Origin of the sequence: Polaribacter sp. Hel1_33_78 (genome assembly GCF_900106075.1) — a bacterium.
Classification (GTDB): domain Bacteria; phylum Bacteroidota; class Bacteroidia; order Flavobacteriales; family Flavobacteriaceae; genus Polaribacter.
Map to the genome: position 1 here is coordinate 771,220 of NZ_LT629794.1, position 17,346 is coordinate 788,565.

The 17,346-nt window shown below is 32.4% G+C and carries 15 protein-coding genes; 8 read left to right on the top strand and 7 right to left on the bottom strand.

All coding sequences use genetic code 11. The features are described 5' to 3' along the window. Window positions 1-10: 10 nt before the first annotated feature. From mdh to BLT88_RS03355, 6 genes are all read right to left on the bottom strand, one after another. A complete protein-coding gene (gene mdh / locus BLT88_RS03330) occupies window positions 11-937 on the bottom strand; it encodes a malate dehydrogenase (protein WP_091952986.1) in 927 nt (308 codons plus the stop codon). Between the two features lie 132 nt (window positions 938-1,069). Further along, the gene (locus tag BLT88_RS03335; protein WP_036787384.1) at window positions 1,070-2,128 is read right to left on the bottom strand and encodes a DUF6588 family protein; all 1,059 of its coding nucleotides are present in this window, start codon (window positions 2,126-2,128) and stop codon (window positions 1,070-1,072) included. A 115-nt stretch (window positions 2,129-2,243) separates the two neighbouring features. After that, the gene (gene gyrB / locus BLT88_RS03340; protein ID WP_036787382.1) at window positions 2,244-4,181 is read right to left on the bottom strand and encodes a DNA topoisomerase (ATP-hydrolyzing) subunit B; all 1,938 of its coding nucleotides are present in this window, start codon (window positions 4,179-4,181) and stop codon (window positions 2,244-2,246) included. A 286-nt stretch (window positions 4,182-4,467) separates the two neighbouring features. Next, the gene (gatB/aspS, locus tag BLT88_RS03345; protein WP_091952988.1) at window positions 4,468-7,803 is read right to left on the bottom strand and encodes a bifunctional amidotransferase subunit GatB/aspartate--tRNA ligase AspS; all 3,336 of its coding nucleotides are present in this window, start codon (window positions 7,801-7,803) and stop codon (window positions 4,468-4,470) included. Further along, entirely contained in the window at window positions 7,803-9,203 is a 1,401-nt protein-coding gene (locus tag BLT88_RS03350) for an amidase family protein (RefSeq protein WP_091952989.1), read from the bottom strand. Before BLT88_RS03350 ends, gatB/aspS begins: the two co-directional genes overlap by 1 nt. A 2-nt stretch (window positions 9,204-9,205) precedes the next feature. Further along, the gene (locus BLT88_RS03355; RefSeq protein WP_036787374.1) at window positions 9,206-9,475 is read right to left on the bottom strand and encodes a hypothetical protein; all 270 of its coding nucleotides are present in this window, start codon (window positions 9,473-9,475) and stop codon (window positions 9,206-9,208) included. 534 nt (window positions 9,476-10,009) lie between these two features. Between BLT88_RS03355 and BLT88_RS03360 the strand changes: the two genes are divergently transcribed. From BLT88_RS03360 to trpA, 8 genes are all read left to right on the top strand, one after another. After that, complete coding sequence (locus BLT88_RS03360) at window positions 10,010-11,401, top strand: anthranilate synthase component I family protein (RefSeq protein ID WP_091952991.1); 1,392 nt, start codon at window positions 10,010-10,012, stop codon at window positions 11,399-11,401. A 148-nt stretch (window positions 11,402-11,549) separates the two neighbouring features. Beyond that, entirely contained in the window at window positions 11,550-12,125 is a 576-nt protein-coding gene (locus BLT88_RS03365; protein WP_091952993.1) for an aminodeoxychorismate/anthranilate synthase component II, read from the top strand. Then, window positions 12,125-13,114, top strand: coding sequence for an anthranilate phosphoribosyltransferase (trpD, locus tag BLT88_RS03370; RefSeq protein WP_091952995.1), 990 nt, complete (start codon window positions 12,125-12,127; stop codon window positions 13,112-13,114). The genes BLT88_RS03365 and trpD overlap by 1 nt, the downstream gene beginning before the upstream one ends. 1 nt (window position 13,115) lies before the next feature. Next, window positions 13,116-13,292 carry a hypothetical protein gene (locus BLT88_RS14210; protein WP_172824240.1) on the top strand — a complete coding sequence of 59 codons (177 nt, stop codon included), beginning with the start codon at window positions 13,116-13,118 and terminating at the stop codon, window positions 13,290-13,292. Window position 13,293: 1 nt separating this feature from the next. Then, window positions 13,294-14,082 (top strand): indole-3-glycerol phosphate synthase TrpC, encoded by a 789-nt coding sequence (gene trpC, locus BLT88_RS03375; protein WP_091952997.1) that lies wholly within the window; start codon window positions 13,294-13,296, stop codon window positions 14,080-14,082. A 23-nt stretch (window positions 14,083-14,105) separates the two neighbouring features. After that, window positions 14,106-14,792, top strand: coding sequence for a phosphoribosylanthranilate isomerase (locus tag BLT88_RS03380; RefSeq protein ID WP_172824242.1), 687 nt, complete (start codon window positions 14,106-14,108; stop codon window positions 14,790-14,792). Window positions 14,793-14,849: 57 nt separating this feature from the next. Next, the gene (gene trpB / locus BLT88_RS03385; protein ID WP_091953001.1) at window positions 14,850-16,034 is read left to right on the top strand and encodes a tryptophan synthase subunit beta; all 1,185 of its coding nucleotides are present in this window, start codon (window positions 14,850-14,852) and stop codon (window positions 16,032-16,034) included. Window positions 16,035-16,037: 3 nt separating this feature from the next. Then, on the top strand, window positions 16,038-16,805 hold the full coding sequence (gene trpA / locus BLT88_RS03390) for a tryptophan synthase subunit alpha (protein ID WP_036787355.1): 768 nt from the start codon (window positions 16,038-16,040) through the stop codon (window positions 16,803-16,805). A gap of 58 nt (window positions 16,806-16,863) precedes the next feature. Here the strand turns inward: trpA and BLT88_RS03395 are convergent, their stop codons facing one another. Further along, on the bottom strand, window positions 16,864-17,313 hold the full coding sequence (locus tag BLT88_RS03395) for an FKBP-type peptidyl-prolyl cis-trans isomerase (RefSeq protein WP_091953002.1): 450 nt from the start codon (window positions 17,311-17,313) through the stop codon (window positions 16,864-16,866). Window positions 17,314-17,346: the final 33 nt, after the last annotated feature.

The following is a 17,346-nucleotide window of genomic DNA, read 5'->3' on the forward strand; positions in this document are numbered from 1 at the left end:
TAACGGTATTTTATAATTCTAATAAGTCGTTTGTTTTAGAAACTCCAGCTGCTGATTCTTGCATGTGAGCTTTTTCATCATCACTCAGATTAATTTCAACAATGCTTTCAATTCCGTTTTTACCTAAAACAACAGGTACTCCAATGCATAAATCATTTAAACCATATTCACCTTCCAACAAAACTGAACATGGAAATATTTTCTTCTGGTCACAGGCTATGGCTTGCACTAATCCGCTAACTGCAGCTCCGGGAGCATACCAAGCAGAAGTACCTAATAAACCAGTTAAAGTTGCGCCACCAACTTTGGTGTCTTGTAAAACTTGCGCTAGTCTTTCTTCAGAAATAAATTCAGAAACAGGTACAGAGTTACGAGTAGCTAATCTAGTTAAAGGTACCATTCCTTTATCAGAATGACCTCCAATAACCATTCCGTCAACATCAGAGATAGGAGCTCCTAAAGCTTCTGCCAATCTGTATTTAAAACGAGCAGAATCTAAAGCACCACCCATTCCAATAATTCTGTTTTTTGGTAAGCCAGTAGTTTTATGAACTAAATAAGTCATTGTGTCCATAGGGTTAGAAACAACAATGATAATTGTGCTTGGAGAATGTTCAATTAAGCTTGAAGAAACTGTTTTTACAATTCCTGCATTGATACCAATTAATTGCTCACGAGTCATTCCAGGTTTTCTAGGAATTCCAGAAGTAATTACACAAATGTCAGAATTTGCGGTTTTTGAATAATCATTTGTACTTCCAGTAATCTTTGTGTCAAAACCATTTAAAGAAGCTGTTTGCATTAAGTCCATTGCTTTTCCTTCTGCGTACCCTTCTTTAATGTCTAATAAAACAACTTCAGAAGCAAAATCTTTAATTGCTATGTATTCTGCACAACTTGCACCCACTGCGCCTGCTCCAACTACGGTAACTTTCATAATTTTTTTGTTTTTTATTTTTATGATATTTTAGTGGTGTAAAAATACAATTTTAAAAATATTTTAATGTGATATATCATAAAAAAAGACATCAAAAATTGATGTCTTTTTAAAATAAGGGTTATAATTTATTTATCTAATACTAATTGCAATACCAGCATTTAAAGTATTATATTCTTGTAAAGTGTAGCTTCCAAATATTTTAAAGAATCCTAAACTTAATCTAGCTCCTACAGTAGTAGACAATCCACTTGCATTAAAGCTTAAGTCTGGAGTAGATAAAGCAATTGTTTCTGTATATTGTTGACCATTAATTGAATAGTTATAATTACCTTGATAAGTTCCTTTCATAGATAAAGAAGAGCTTCCACTATTATATCCAAAACCACCATATAAATTTATTATTGGAAAGTTTAAAGATGCTATAGCTTGAACAGTAAATGCTTTTAAGTCAAATTCTGCACCACCATTATTAATAGTTAAATCGCCAGAATTTACATCTTCAATTCCATAAGTAACATTCATTTTAGTGTAAGCAGCTAACAAAGAAACATGTAAAGGTGTTTTTTCCATTGGCCCAAACCAGCTTGTAATTTCTTTTTTAAGACCTAATCCTAACATATTTATTTGACCACCATCATCACCAACGTCAGTTTTAGGTAATAATCTTAACATACCTTCCATTTCCCAAGGTAAACCAACATTTACCTGAACAATAGGAGCTGGTATAGAATTCAATATTAAATCATCTTTAATACCTCCTGGCATTGTTAAATCTGCAGTTACAGTCTGTGTTTGTCCAAATGCTGGAGAACTGGCGTCCTGAATTGTTAGTGTTCTTGTTACTGTCAATGCAGTTTGAGTATCTTCGCCAGCAAAAGTGGGTGCAGAATTAGCTCCGGAGATCGAAGAAAGACCAGCTAAACTAAAAATTTCTCTTTCAGAGGGAACCGCAGAAGCACTTAGCCCTATAGTTAAATCAAAACCAAGTACTTTATGAACTTTTGCTGTGTGAGCCCATCCATTATTCATGCCATAGATAAATCCTTCCATGGCTGGAGCAAAATATCCTTCCATTAATTTGTTTACATCACTTCCTTCAGCAAGAAGAATTCCTTCAAAACCATCTTGGGCTTTTGTGGCGAATGACAGGGTAAATACGACCATAAAAATTAAATTACACTTTTTCATTATTGTAGTTTTTTGATTAGTAATTATTAAAATTTGATTAAATCTTGTGCTAATATAAAGAAAAAAACACACTTCATGGATAGAAGTGTGCTCAAGCTGTATGGGTTTTAGTGTATTAAACGTCTATATTTGCATACTTGGCATTTCTTTCAATAAAGTCTCTTCTCGGTGGAACTTCATCTCCCATTAACATTGAGAAAACTCTATCTGCTTCAGTTGCGTTATCAATGACAACTTTCCTTAAGGTTCTAAATTCAGGATTCATGGTTGTGTCCCAAAGTTGTTCTGCGTTCATCTCTCCAAGACCTTTATATCTTTGAATGTTAACACTACCTCCTAATTTTTGAGCAATTAAGTCGCGTTGGTTATCATCCCAAGCATATTCTCTTTTTTGTCCTTTTTTCACTAAATATAGAGGGGGTGTAGCAATGTAGATATATCCTTGCTCTACCATTTCTCTCATATATCTAAAGAAAAATGTTAAAATAAGTGTTGCAATGTGAGAACCATCTACATCGGCATCACACATAATAACCACTTTATGGTAACGAACTTTAGATAAGTTTAAAGCCCTTGGGTCTTCTTCTGTTCCGATAGAAACACCTAAAGCCGTAAACATATTTTTGATCTCTTCATTTTCAAAAACCTTATGTTGCATTGCTTTTTCAACATTCAAGATTTTTCCACGAAGTGGAAGAATGGCTTGAAAATTTCTATCACGTCCTTGTTTTGCTGTTCCACCTGCAGAATCTCCCTCAACTAAGAAAATTTCACATTGTGCTGGATCTGTTTCTGAACAATCAGATAATTTACCAGGCAAACCACCAATACTCATGACTGTTTTACGCTGCACCATTTCACGAGCTTTACGCGCTGCGTGCCTTGCTGTAGCTGCTAAAATTACTTTTTGAACTATTATTTTAGCATCATTAGGATTTTCTTCTAAATAATCAGTTAACATCTCTGAAACTGCTTGCGAAACCGCAGAAGTTACTTCTCTATTTCCTAATTTAGTTTTAGTTTGTCCCTCAAATTGTGGTTCTGCAACTTTTACAGATATAATTGCAGTTAAACCTTCTCTAAAGTCGTCACCAGCAATTTCAAATTTTACATTTTTAAGTAATCCAGAGTTGTCAGCATATTTTTTTAATGTTCCAGTTAAACCACGTCTAAAACCAGATAAATGCGTTCCACCTTCATGGGTATTAATGTTATTTACATAAGAATGTAGGTTTTCTGCATAAGACGTATTGTATACCATCGCAACTTCAACCGGTATTCCATTTTTTTCACCTTCCATAGAAATCACATTCGCCGTTAATTGCTCACGTGTTGAATCTAGGTATCTAATAAATTCAGGTAAACCTTCATCACTATGAAAAGTTTCTGTTGTAAAATTTCCTTCATCATCAGTGCTTCGTCTATCCGTTAAAGTAATTGTAATTCCTTTATTTAGATAAGACAATTCGCGCATACGCGTTGCCAGCGTATCGTAGTTGTAGTCAGTGGTTTGTGTAAAGATTGTTTTATCTGGTGAAAAAGTAACAATAGTTCCCGTAAAATCCGTTTCTCCAATTGTTTTCACTGGGTACAACGCTTTTCCTTGAGAATATTCTTGTTGCCATACTTTCCCTTCTTTATGAACGGTTGCTGTTAAATGTTGTGATAATGCATTTACACAAGAAACACCAACACCATGCAATCCTCCAGAAACTTTATAGGAATCTTTATCAAATTTACCACCAGCACCAATTTTTGTCATCACAACTTGTAATGCAGAAACGCCTTCTTTTTTGTGAATACCTACAGGAATTCCACGTCCATTATCTTTAGTGGTAATAGAATTATCTTCGTTAATAGTAACATTAATCGTATCACAATAACCACCCATTGCTTCATCAATAGAATTATCTACAACTTCATATACTAAATGATGTAAACCTCTGGTACCAACATCGCCAATATACATAGATGGACGCATTCTTACATGCTCCATTCCTTCTAATGCCTGAATACTGGAAGCATCATAATTATTTTTTTTGTCTTCGCTCATTATAAAAGTGAATTATTAATTTTTTAGGTTGATGAAATCCGTCTTACAGAACGAACTTATTGAACTCAAATTTACGGTTTTATCAATTGATTTAAAGTCTTTTTAGCGATTTTGTTTTAAAATTATCAACATTTGTTAAAAACAAAAAAAGCTCTTAAAAGGCTTAAAAATGAGTTTAATTTTAATTCCTTAAATTTTGATTAAGAATGTAATTTCATAAATTAAAAAAATCTCGCATTTGCGAGATTTTTAAAGATGTTATTTTTTAAAATCAAAGAAATGATCTCTAATTTCTTATAATTTTCACATTCATTTCTTCTACTTTTTTATCCGATAAAATAGAAGGAGCATTGAAAAGTAAATCTTCAGAAGTTCCTGTTTTAGGAAAGGCCATTACCTCTCTTATAGAGGCTTTCTTTTCTAAGATCATCATTAAACGATCTACACCCCAAGCAATTCCACCATGAGGAGGTGCTCCATATTGAAATGCTTTATACATGGTTCCAACACTTTTCATCATTTCTTCTTTGTTGTACCCCATATTTTTATAGGTTGCTTCTAAAATTTCTGCTTTGTGCGCGCGAACTGAACCTCCGCCAATTTCATAACCATTCAATATTAAATCATATTGTTGAGCAATGATGGTTCCAATTTCTTCTCTATCTCCATTCAGGTGCTTTTCTAAATCATAGATTGCAGGCATGGAAAATGGATTGTGTGTAAATGTCCATCTTCCCTCATCTGTTTTTTCAAACATTGGAAAATCTACGACCCAAGCTGGGCGTAATTCTTTAGGATTGATTAGTTTTAAAATGCGGCCCATTTCTTGGCGAACAGCATCTAAAGCCTTGTTTGCTGTTGCATAATCTGCTGCTGAGAAAAAGACAATATCACCAATTTGAGCATCAGTTGCTATTATAATGTTGGCGGCAATTTCTTCCCCTAAAAACTTAATAATTGGCGATTGTAAATCATTTTCATTTACAATTATATATGCCAAACCACCTAAGCCATTTTGTTGTGCAATGGCAGTTAAGTTTTCAATTTGACCTTTAGACATGCGTTTGTTTCCTTGTTCTTTTGCAGAAACTTTGATGCATTTTACAATTCCTCCATCATCAATAGGTTTGCTGAAAACTTGAAATGTTGTGTCTTTTACAATATCTGTAATATCTTGCATTTGCAATCCATAACGTAAATCTGGTCTATCACAACCATATTTATCCATCGCATTTTTGTAAGTGATCACTTCAAAAGGTTGTAGAATCCATTTTTTACCATAGATTTTTTTTACAACTTCATTAAACATTTTCGTGTTTAAATCTATGATTTGCTGCATACTTGCGTAAGCCATTTCAATGTCTAATTGCGTAAATTCTGGTTGACGATCTCCACGCGAATCTTCATCTCTAAAACAACGTGCAATTTGAAAATATTTTTCAAATCCACCAACCATTAGCATTTGCTTAAACTGCTGCGGAGCTTGCGGCAAAGTATAAAAAGAACCCGCTTGTTTTCTTGTAGGAACAATAAATTCTCTTGCTCCTTCATCTGTACCTGCGGTTAAAATTGGTGTTTCAATCTCTAAGAATTCTTCTTCGTCCAAGATATCTCGTAAAAGTTTAATTACTTTATGACGATTTACAATTGCTTTTCGAACATCATCATTTCTATGATCTAAAAATTTGTATTGAAAACGAACATTTTCATTTGTTTTAGTCGCTCTTTTTATTTCAAAAGGAAGCGTTTTAGATAAGTTTAATATTTCTAAAGCAGCTGTCTCTAATTCAATTTTACCAGTTCTTAAACCTGCGTTATAATCATCTTCATTTCTTTGAACTACAATTCCCGCAACCATTATTACAGTTTCCGGTTTTAGTTTTACAAGTTCATCCAAGTTAGGAAACGTTTCCCTACTTAAGCGTACTTGAAAAATTTGGTTACTTGAATCGCGTAAATCAATAAAAATTAATTCTCCATGATCACGAACACTTGCCACCCAACCTGACAAAGTTATTTCTTCGTTAATTGAATTTTCTGATAACTGAGAAATTTTATGTGTTCTGTATTCTTCTTTTATGATAATTGGAATTTCAGGGAGTGTTTCTTCTTCTATTTTTGTTTTTTGCTTTGCACCATTCCTTGTAGTTTGTTCTTTCTTAGGATATGCTTTTTCATTTGCAGCTTCATCAGAAAGAGAATTTAAAATTTCTTGTCTAATAACTTTACCTGAAGCTCCTTTTCCAATAATAGCAATTACTTTACCTACAAGAATTCCTGCTTTACCAAGGTTGCCAGCTTTAATATCGTTGGCAATTATCTCATTTTTTGCAATTACTTTTTGAACAGCGTCTTTGATTTTATCCTCAGAAATTGTGTTGTCTTCAAAGTACTTTTTGTAATCAAAAGTTCTGTCTTTTAAGTAACTTATAATTCCGTTTTGGATTAAAACTGCTGTAATTTTTTCTTCCTTAAATAACTGAAAAATTTCAGTTAAGTGGGCTACGCTATGAATGTTTGCATATTCCTCTGCCCCAATATTATTGACTAATGTTTTTGCAACAAAAGAAGGGTCTTTGATTACATTATTAATAGCAACAAAAGTTTTTGAACGCAAAGAATCTGCGGTAAAAAATTTTGCATCTTGTGGTAAAACGCCACCTTTTATCAAAATAGATTCAACGGCAAAAGGTAACGCGCTTAAATCAACTTCGATATTTTCTACAACTTGTTTAATGTTTACAAGAGGTAAGTCTGGTTCAGAAATAAATCTATAATCAGCTTCAAACTCTTTTGTACGCATCGTTTTGGTTTGCTTTAAGTCAGCATCCCATAAAACCGTAGTCTGTTCGGGTCTAAATTCTCTATTCTCTATATAATAATTTAGTTGCTTTTCAATTTCTTCCTTTAAAGCTTCCACCATAAACTTAAACGAATTCAAGTTTTTAATTTCTGTACGAGGATTTAAATTATAGCTATGTTTTTTACGAAGTGATACAGAAACATCAGACTTAAATTCTCCCTTTTCAAGGTTTGCTTCAGATATTTTTAAATTCTGAACAATTCGCTGAATGTATTGTGCATATGTTGAAGCGTCTTCAATATTACGAATACACGGTTCTGTTACAATCTCGATTAACGGAACTCCAGCTTTGTTGAAATCAACTAAAGAAACTTTCTTTTCGTGTATTAATTTAGCCGCATCTTCTTCAATGTGAACTTGCGTTAAATTTACGGTAAATTGAGAACCATCATTTCTAAAACAAGAAACTTCACCATCTGGAATTATGGGGTTGTGAAACTGCGTAATTTGAATGTTCTTTGGATTGTCTGGATATTCGTAATGTTTTCTATCCCAAGAAATCACTTCATTATTAAAAGTAGATTTCACTGCTTTTCCAAAATAAATAGCCTTCTTAATAGCTTCTTTATTAAGGGAAGGTAAAACTCCCATTTGGCCAGTACAAACAGAACATATGTTCTGATTAGGTTTTTCTATTTCTTGATTTGCACAAGAACAAAATAACTTAGAGTTTGTATTTAATCGAACATGGGTTTCTAGTCCAATTACTAGCTCTAGATCGTGGGCTTGTAGTAATTTATTTAATTGCTCTAGTTCCATTATATCGTATCTTTTAAGAAGTTAGCAAACTTCAAAACGAGTTTATCCTTATTTTTTGCAGCTGTAATTTGTAAACCTGTTGCTGTTCCTTGAGGTACAGTTATGGTTGGCAGTTGTCCTAAACTAAAACCAACTGTAAACGCATCTGACAAATACATGGACAAAGGATCTTTTAAACTTTCTCCGATTTTTGGGGGTTTGTTTGGAGTGACTGGTGATAAAATAACATCCACTTCTTTGAAATCTTTTTCAAAATTTTCAGCAATTTGATCTCTCAAGTTTAATCCTTTTAAATAAATTTCATCAGAAAAACCTTGAGATAGCACCTGATTTCCACCAACAATTCTACGTTTTGTTTCTTCTGAAAAATTTTCTGAACGCGTTATTGAATACGATTCTTTTAAATTAGCACCTTCAATTCTATGACCATAATTTGTGCCATCTAGTCTTGATAAATTAGACGCAGTTTCCGCCATTGCTAATGTGTAATAAGCAGAAACTAGGGTCTCTGATTCAAAGAAATCTAATTCTTTTACTTGAATTCCTTGCGCTTTTATCTTCGCTATGGAGGTTAAAAAAGCTGTTTTTATTTCTGAATCAATGGCATCATTTTCTATAAAGTTCTTAAAATACCCAACTGTTTTTATATCATCAGCATTCACAATCGATTCTTGTGAGATGCTTTTAGATTGATTTGTAGTTTGATCTTTGGAGTCTTTTCCGCTCATTACATTCAATACAATTCTAATATCTTCTATAGATTTTGCTATCGGTCCCACACAATCTGTTGAGGATGCGTAGGCCATCAATCCAAAACGTGAAATTCTACCATACGTTGGCTTAAAACCGAAAACATTATTATAACCTGCAGGTTGGCGAATAGAACCTCCTGTGTCTCCGCCGATAGAAAAAACAGTGAAGTCTTTTGCAACATTTACTGCAGAGCCTCCACTTGAGCCTCCTGCAACTAAAGTAGGGTCTATGGCATTTTTCACAGCTCCAAAAATGGTGTTTTCAGATGATGAACCATGCCCAAAGCTATCGCAATTTTCTTTTACTAATGGAATTGCGCCAGCATCTAGCAATTTTTGAATGGCCGTTGCCGTATATGGAGATTTGTAATTTTTTAATAAATCAGAACTTGCGGTTGCGCAAGTACCTTGCAGCATGAATACGTCTTTAATTCCGAACGGGATTCCTTCTAACAAACCAATTTCTTCTCCGTTTTTAATTTTAGCATCCACTTTTGTTGCTAATTTTAAAGCGATTTCATCTAAAATTGAATTCACGGTATTATGAGTATTCAATTTTAATAAATCTAATCTTTCTTGCACTAATGCTGTACAAGTAATTTTTTTATTCACCAATTGCTGATGAATTTTATGTATTTGAGATTCCATAACTATTCTTCTATTACTTTAGAAACTACTAAATAGCCATTCTTTTCTTTTGGAAAGTTTTCTATTATAATTTCTTTTTCGATTTGAGAACTTTCGATTATACAATCTTCTCTTAAATCATTTAAAGAAACTGCATTATTATGATTGTTATTAAAGTAATTATTATTTATTGAATTGGCGTTTTTAATGGCTTCAAATAATTTATTTACAGACTCAGATGGCTGCGCTCCTTTAATACTAGACAATACGTCTACTGTCATAATTTTACTCATCTTTCTTTTTATTTTAGTTTTATATTAAAACTTTAAGGCGGCAAAACTACAAAAGTTTTGTTTCTGATTAAAGTATAAAATAAAGAAAACACACCAACAATTTATGGTGTAAATCATTGGTGCGTTCATTAATTCAGTAAATTCAATTCAAACAAATTGTTTTCGAGGGCAAATTACCGTTTTTTTATTGTTATTTTACATCATATTTTTTAAATTAGTTATAATTTCAAACTAATATTGACAATATGATTTTTAAGTGTAGTTTAAAATCTAATTTATGACTCGTTTTTTATTTACCGATGAAATTAAAGAAAAAAACTTGCATAAAATTTGTTCAAATAAAATTTGGTGGCTACATTTGTACTTCAATGAAAAAACAACATAACATTTGGTGGTGGAGCTCTCTTAGAAAATAAGTGAGAACAATCCTATATGTATACAACATAACAAAAAAGGCTTATCTCATGATAAGCCTTTTTTTATGATAAATTTTTATCATTCAAATAAAAATACTGAATTCAATTCAGCATCAAAATGAAAAAAATACAATTTAAGACAATTTTTAAAACCAAGATAGCCGATACAATTACGCCAGTAGGCTTGTACTTGCGTTTCAGAGACAAATATGCAAATACTTTGCTTTTGGAAAGTTCAGATTATCATAGTAAAGAAGAAAGTTTTTCTTTTATAGCTATTGAACCAATTATTTCAATGAAAGTAGATAATTATCAGTTTTCGGTTTCTCATAAAGGAACACAAATTGATGAACAACCTATCAATAAAAATTTTTACGAGTTATTTGATAAATTCACAGATTCAATAGCATTAGATTGTCCTGCCGAATTAAAATCATTTAATGGTTTATACGGCTACACAACGTTCGATTCTGTTCAATATTTCGAAAATATTCAATTTAAAAACAAGAAAGCACCTTCTGCAATTCCAGAAATGCAATACAGTTTTTATCGTTTTATTATCGCTATCAATCATTTTAATGATGAAATGACCTTAATAGAAAATATTGAAGAAGGAACGGAATCTCGTATTACAGAAATTCAAACTATTATAGATGCTCAAGCATTTAATACACAGAGATTTGAAATTGTAGGAGAAGAAACTTCAAATACAACTGGAGAAGAATTTATAGATTACGTTAGAAAAGCAAAGTCGCATTGTAAAAGAGGAGATGTCTTTCAATTGGTTTTATCCCGTCAATTTCAACAAAAATTTAAAGGAGATGAATTTAATGTCTATAGAGCATTGCGTTCTATAAATCCATCACCATATTTGTTTTATTTCGATTACGGTTCATTCAAGTTGATGGGGTCTTCACCAGAAGCACAGATTAAAATTTCTGAAGGAAAAGCGATCATCAATCCAATAGCTGGTACTTTCAGAAGAACCGGTGATATGGCAGAGGATATTAAATTGGGGAAAAAATTAGCTGCAGATAAAAAGGAAACTGCAGAACACGTAATGTTGGTAGACTTAGCTCGAAATGATTTAAGTAAACATGCCGATAATGTTACTGTTGATGTATTTAAAGAAGTACAATATTTCAGTCACGTAATTCATTTGGTTTCTACAGTTTCTGGGAAGTTAAAAGGAAATCCGATTGAAATAGTTGGAGACACTTTTCCTGCAGGGACTTTAAGTGGAGCACCAAAGTACAAAGCAATGAAGTTGATTGACAAATATGAAAATCAAACTCGTGGTTTTTATGGCGGAGCAGTCGGGATTATCGGGTTAGATGGTTCTGTGAATTTGGCAATTGCAATTCGTTCTTTTGTGAGTAAAAATAATGTATTGTATTATCAGGCGGGAGCGGGAATTGTGATCCATTCCGATGAAGAAAAGGAATTACAGGAAGTAAATAATAAATTAGCAGCGTTAAAGAAAGCGCTGATTTTAGCAGAGAATATTTAGGGCGTTTTAACAGGCTTTCCACTATATCTTTTTTCCAAAAAAGAAAAAAAGGATGCCGTTTCAATCCTTAACGCAAGCTGAGAAATTTAAAAGAGATTTGATTACAATGAAACAAATCCACAATTAAACGATTACACAACATAAGAATATGAAAATATTAATCTTAGATAATTACGACTCTTTCACCTATAACTTAGTTCATATGGTGGAAAAAATCACAGGAAATTTTCCAGCAGTTTTTAGAAATGACGAAATCAGTATTGCAGATGTAGGAAACTATGATATGATTATGTTGTCTCCTGGACCTGGAATTCCAGAGGAAGCAGGAATCTTAAAAGATGTAATTAAAACGTACGCAGGAATAAAACCAATATTCGGAGTTTGTTTAGGTTTACAGGCAATTACAGAAGTTTTCGGAGGAAATATTATTAATTTAGAAGATGTTTTTCATGGAGTTGCCACAGAAATGAGGATCGCAGACCCTTCAGCCATTATTTTTAAAGATGTTCCAGAAACGTTTATGGCGGCACGTTATCATTCTTGGGCAGCAACAGATGAAGGTTTTCCAGAAGAAATACAAGTAACAGCGAGAGATGAAGATGGGTTAATTCAAGCCATTGAGCATAAAATATTTCCAATTTCAGCAGTTCAATTTCACCCAGAATCTATTTTAACAGATGTTGGTGAGCAATTGGTTACTAATTTTATCAATGCGAATTCATAATGAAAGCAATTTTAAATAAATTATATAATCACGAGAGATTGTCGAAATCTGAAGCAAAACAAATATTAATAGATATTGCTGCAGAGAAATACAATGACGCACATTTAGCATCATTTATGACTGTTTTTATGATGCGTCCAATTACGGTTCAGGAACTGTCGGGTTTTAGAGAGGCTTTAAAAGAACTTTCTATAAAAGTAGATTTATCAGATTATAGTACTATTGATATCGTTGGAACCGGAGGAGATGGAAAAGATACTTTCAATATTTCAACATTAACTTCCTTTATCGTGGCAGGAACGGGTCAGAAAGTAGCAAAACACGGTAATTACTCAGTGTCTTCTCAATCTGGTTCTTCAGATATGTTAGCTAGTTTTGGGTATCAATTTACGAACGATGAAAGTGTTTTGAAGGCACATTTAGAGAAAGCAAATATTTGTTTTTTACACGCACCAAAATTTCATCCAGCGATGAAAGCTGTCGGACCAACTAGAAAAGCATTGGCTTTAAAAACGTTTTTTAATATGTTAGGACCTTTAGTAAACCCAAGTTCACCAAAAAATCAACTACTAGGAACTTTTAACATGGAAATTGCGCGTTTGTATAATTATATTTTACAGGAAGAAAATATCAATTATGGTATTGTTCATGCGTTAGATGGTTATGATGAAATATCATTAACAGGCGGATTTAAATTGTTTACTAAAAATGGAGAACAAATTATAAACCCAGAAGATTTAGGACAGAAAAGAATACAACAATCAGAAATTTTTGGAGGGAATTCAGTTTCCGATGCTGCTAAAATCTTTAAAACTATTTTAGAAGGGAACGGAACAGAAGCTCAGAATAATGTGGTGTTAACAAATGCTGCGTTTGCTTTAAAAATAGTGGATGAAACCAAGAGTTTTGAAACTGCTTTTTCAGAAGCAAAAGATTCGCTTTTCGGTTTAAAAGCAAAACAAATTTTAGAAAAATTAGTACGTCTTTAGAATGAAAAAAAAGAAGAACTTAATTTCAATTATTCCCGCATTTTTATTAATGGGGGCAGCAGTTGGTATTCAGACAAAAAACTTAACGAAACATGCTGTTATTGGTTTAATTGTCGGAATTATAGTTTATTTTTTTTTAAAATTTAGAAATAAAAATAGTAGTAAAACAAAGTCTTAGTATGACAATTTTAGATAAAATAATAGCATTTAAAAAGAAGGAAATTGCGAAGATAAAAGCAGATGTTCCGGTAAAAAAATTAGTTGAAAGTCCTCTTTTTAAGAGAGAAGTTATTTCTTTGAAAAAATCTTTATTAGAAGTTGGTTCGACAGGGATTATAGCGGAATTTAAACGACAGTCACCATCCAAAGGTATTATAAACGATACAGCTACCATCGCAGAAGTTACCAATGGATATTTAGATGCAAATATTGCAGCACAATCTATTTTAACAGATACTTCGTTTTTTGGGGGAACCATGGCAGATTTGATGGAAGCAAGAATTATCAACCAACAAAAGCCAATTTTAAGAAAAGATTTTATTGTTGATGGATTTCAAATTGTAGAGGCAAAAGCGATTGGTGCTGATGTTATTTTACTAATTGCATCTTGTTTAACTTCCGAAGAATTAAAAAACTATGGAAACCTTGCCACAGATTTCGGAATGGAAGTTCTATATGAAGTGCACTCGCAGCAGGATTTAGACAAGATTAATGATTTGGATAATAAAATTATAGGTATTAATAATAGAAATTTAAAGACTTTTAAAGTGGATTTAGATAATTCTATAAAATTAGCGGATCAAATTCCGGATACTTCTGTAAAAATTTCTGAAAGCGGTATCTCTGACCCAAGAATTATTATGGGTTTAAAAGAATATGGTTTTCAAGGTTTTTTAATTGGTGAAAATTTTATGAAGGAAGAAAATCCAGGGGAAGCTTGTCAAAATTTTATAAATCATATTAGATAGGTATGAAACTGAAAGTTTGCGGAATGAAATTTGTAGAAAATATAGAGCAAGTTGCAGCATTGCAGCCTGACTACTTGGGTTTTATTTTTTATGAAAAATCAAAGAGAAATTTTGAAGGTATTATTCCAGAACTTCCAAAATCTATTCAAAAAACAGGTGTTTTTGTAAATGAATATTCAGAGATTGTAATTTCTTTGGTAGAGGAATATCAGTTAGATGCGATTCAATTGCATGGCGATGAATCTTCGGAATATGTTAAAGAATTACAAAACCAATTAGCGGAAAGAAGAGCCTTATTTATTGAAGAAAATAAACATCAGAAGAAGAAAAAAAATAAACACTTTATTTCGAATGAAGGAGTTAAAATTATTAAAGTTTTTGGGATTAAAGACGAGTTTAATTTCGATGCTTTAAAATCATACCTAGAGTTTGTAGATTTCTTTCTGTTTGATACCAAAGGAAAAGAAAGGGGAGGAAATGGAATTCAATTTGACTGGGCTGTTTTAGAAAAATATCCTTTTGAAAAACCATTTTTTTTAAGCGGAGGTATCGGATTAAAAGACATTCCAGAAGTTCAAAAAATGATTAATTCAGATTTGCCAATTTATGCATTAGACGTGAACAGTAAATTTGAGATTGAACCAGGAGTAAAGAAAATAGAAGAATTAAAAGAATTTAAAAATAACTTCATCACGAGCAAGCTGAAGTAATCTGTTTTTAATAATAGAGATTGGTTCGTTCATAGCGATGACAGAATAATAGAAACAATGAAAAGTAAATTTCACCCAGACAAAAACGGATATTTTGGACAATTTGGAGGTGCATTTATTCCAGAATTATTGCATCCTAACGTACAAGAATTAGCGGATAATTATATTCAAATTATTGAGTCGGAAGAGTTTCAAAAAGAATATAAATCTTTATTGAAAGATTATGTGGGTAGACCAACACCTTTGTATTTAGCTAAACGTTTATCAGAAAAATACGGAGCTACTATTTATTTGAAAAGAGAAGATTTAAATCATACTGGAGCTCATAAAGTAAACAATACGGTTGGTCAAATTTTAATTGCCAAGAAATTAGGAAAGACTAAAATTATTGCAGAAACTGGAGCAGGACAACATGGAGTGGCGACAGCCACAGTTTGTGCATTAATGGGATTAGAGTGTATTGTTTTTATGGGTGAAAAAGACATTGTGCGGCAAGCACCAAATGTTGCCAGAATGAAAATGTTGGGTGCAAAAGTGGTGCCTGCAACGAGTGGGTCTAAAACGTTAAAAGATGCTACAAATGAAGCGATAAGATATTGGATTCAGCATCCAGAAACGTTTTATTTAATTGGTTCTGTTGTTGGTCCTGCGCCACATCCAGATATGGTTGCCCGTTTGCAAGCAATTATTTCGGAAGAAATGAAATGGCAATTAAAAGAGAAAACAGGAAAAGAAAATCCTGATACAATTATTGCTTGTGTTGGCGGAGGTAGCAATGCGGCTGGTGCTTTTTATCATTATTTAGATGACGAAGATGTAGAATTAATAGCTGTTGAAGCTGCGGGTTTAGGAGTGAATTCAGGAGAAAGTGCTGCCACATCTCAATTAGGTGAAGTTGGTATTATTCATGGAAGTAAAACTATTTTAATGCAAGACAAATATGGGCAAATTAAGGAGCCATATTCTATTTCTGCAGGTTTAGATTATCCAGGAGTTGGACCTTTGCATGCTTTTTTATACGAAAGTAAAAGGGCAACGTTTATGAATGCAACAGACAAAGAGGCGTTAGATGCTGCCTTTGAATTAACAAAGATAGAAGGAATTATTCCTGCTTTAGAAACCGCGCATGCTTTGGCAGTTTTATCAAAAATTAAGTTCAAAAAAGATCAGGTTGTAGTGGTAAATTTATCTGGAAGAGGAGATAAAGATTTGGAGATTTATATCAAACATTTAGAAGAGTAGGCTATGAATTCGATGCAAGAATTATTTCAGAAAAAAGACAAAAACTTATTATCTATTTATTTTACTTGTGGATACCCAAAATTGGAGGATACAACGAAAGTAATTTCAGCTTTAGAAAAGAGTGGAGTAGACTTTATTGAAGTTGGTTTACCGTATTCAGATCCTTTAGCAGATGGACCAACAATACAAGATAGTAGCCAGAGAGCATTAGAAAACGGAATTAATTTAGATATTGTTTTTGATCAGTTAATGTCAATTAAAAAAACCAATAATACACCTTTAGTTTTAATGGGGTATTTAAACCAAATTTTAAAATACGGTGAAGATAAATTTTGTCAAAAAGCCGTAGATTGTGGAATAAATACCTTAATAATTCCTGATTTACCAATGGTAGAATTTGAAAATCACTATCAAGAATTATTTGATAAATACGGACTTACAAACGTATTTTTAATTACACCTCATACATCAGAAGATAGAATTAAAAAGATAGATTCTTTTACCAAAGCATTTATCTATGTAGTCGCTTCAGCTTCAATAACTGGAGCAAAAGGTGCTATCTCTAAAAATCAAATTTCCTATTTTGAAAGAATAAAAGAAATGAATTTAAAAAGTAAATTGATTGTTGGTTTTGGTATTTCTGATAAATCTACTTTTAATATTGCTTGTAATTATGCGAGTGGGGCCATTATTGGTTCTGCTTTTATAAAGAATTTAGGTGAAAATGGTATTGATAAAATTGATGATTTTATACAACCAATTATTTCATAAATGCAAAAGGCGCAACTTAATATGTTTCGCCTTTTTGATTAGTTTTAAACCTATTCTTCTAGTTTACCTTAATTAGTTTTACGTCGAACACTAGCACTGCGCCTCCAGGAATAGAACGACTGCCATTTGGTCCATACCCTAAATTAGAAGGGACTAATAAAACACCATTTCCACCTTCCTTAAAGTAAGTTATTCCTTCTGTCCAGCCTGTAATTACCCGATTTAATCCAAAAGAGATGCCGCTGGAATTACTTTGATCAAACACCTTGCCGTTTAGGAAATATCCTTTGTAAGCCACAGTAACATTTGAACTGCTTGTTGGTCTTGCACCATTGCCTTCATTATCGATTACATAATATAAACCAGAACTACTTTTTGTCGCATCTAGGTTATTATCTTTAATATATTTTAAAATATCTGTTTCATTTTGAGGCTCAAAATTAGAGTCATTATCAGAACAAGAAAGAAACGCAAATATTGACAATAATAGATATAGGGATGATTTCATTTTGTAGTTTTTAAATTTAAGCGAATATACTTT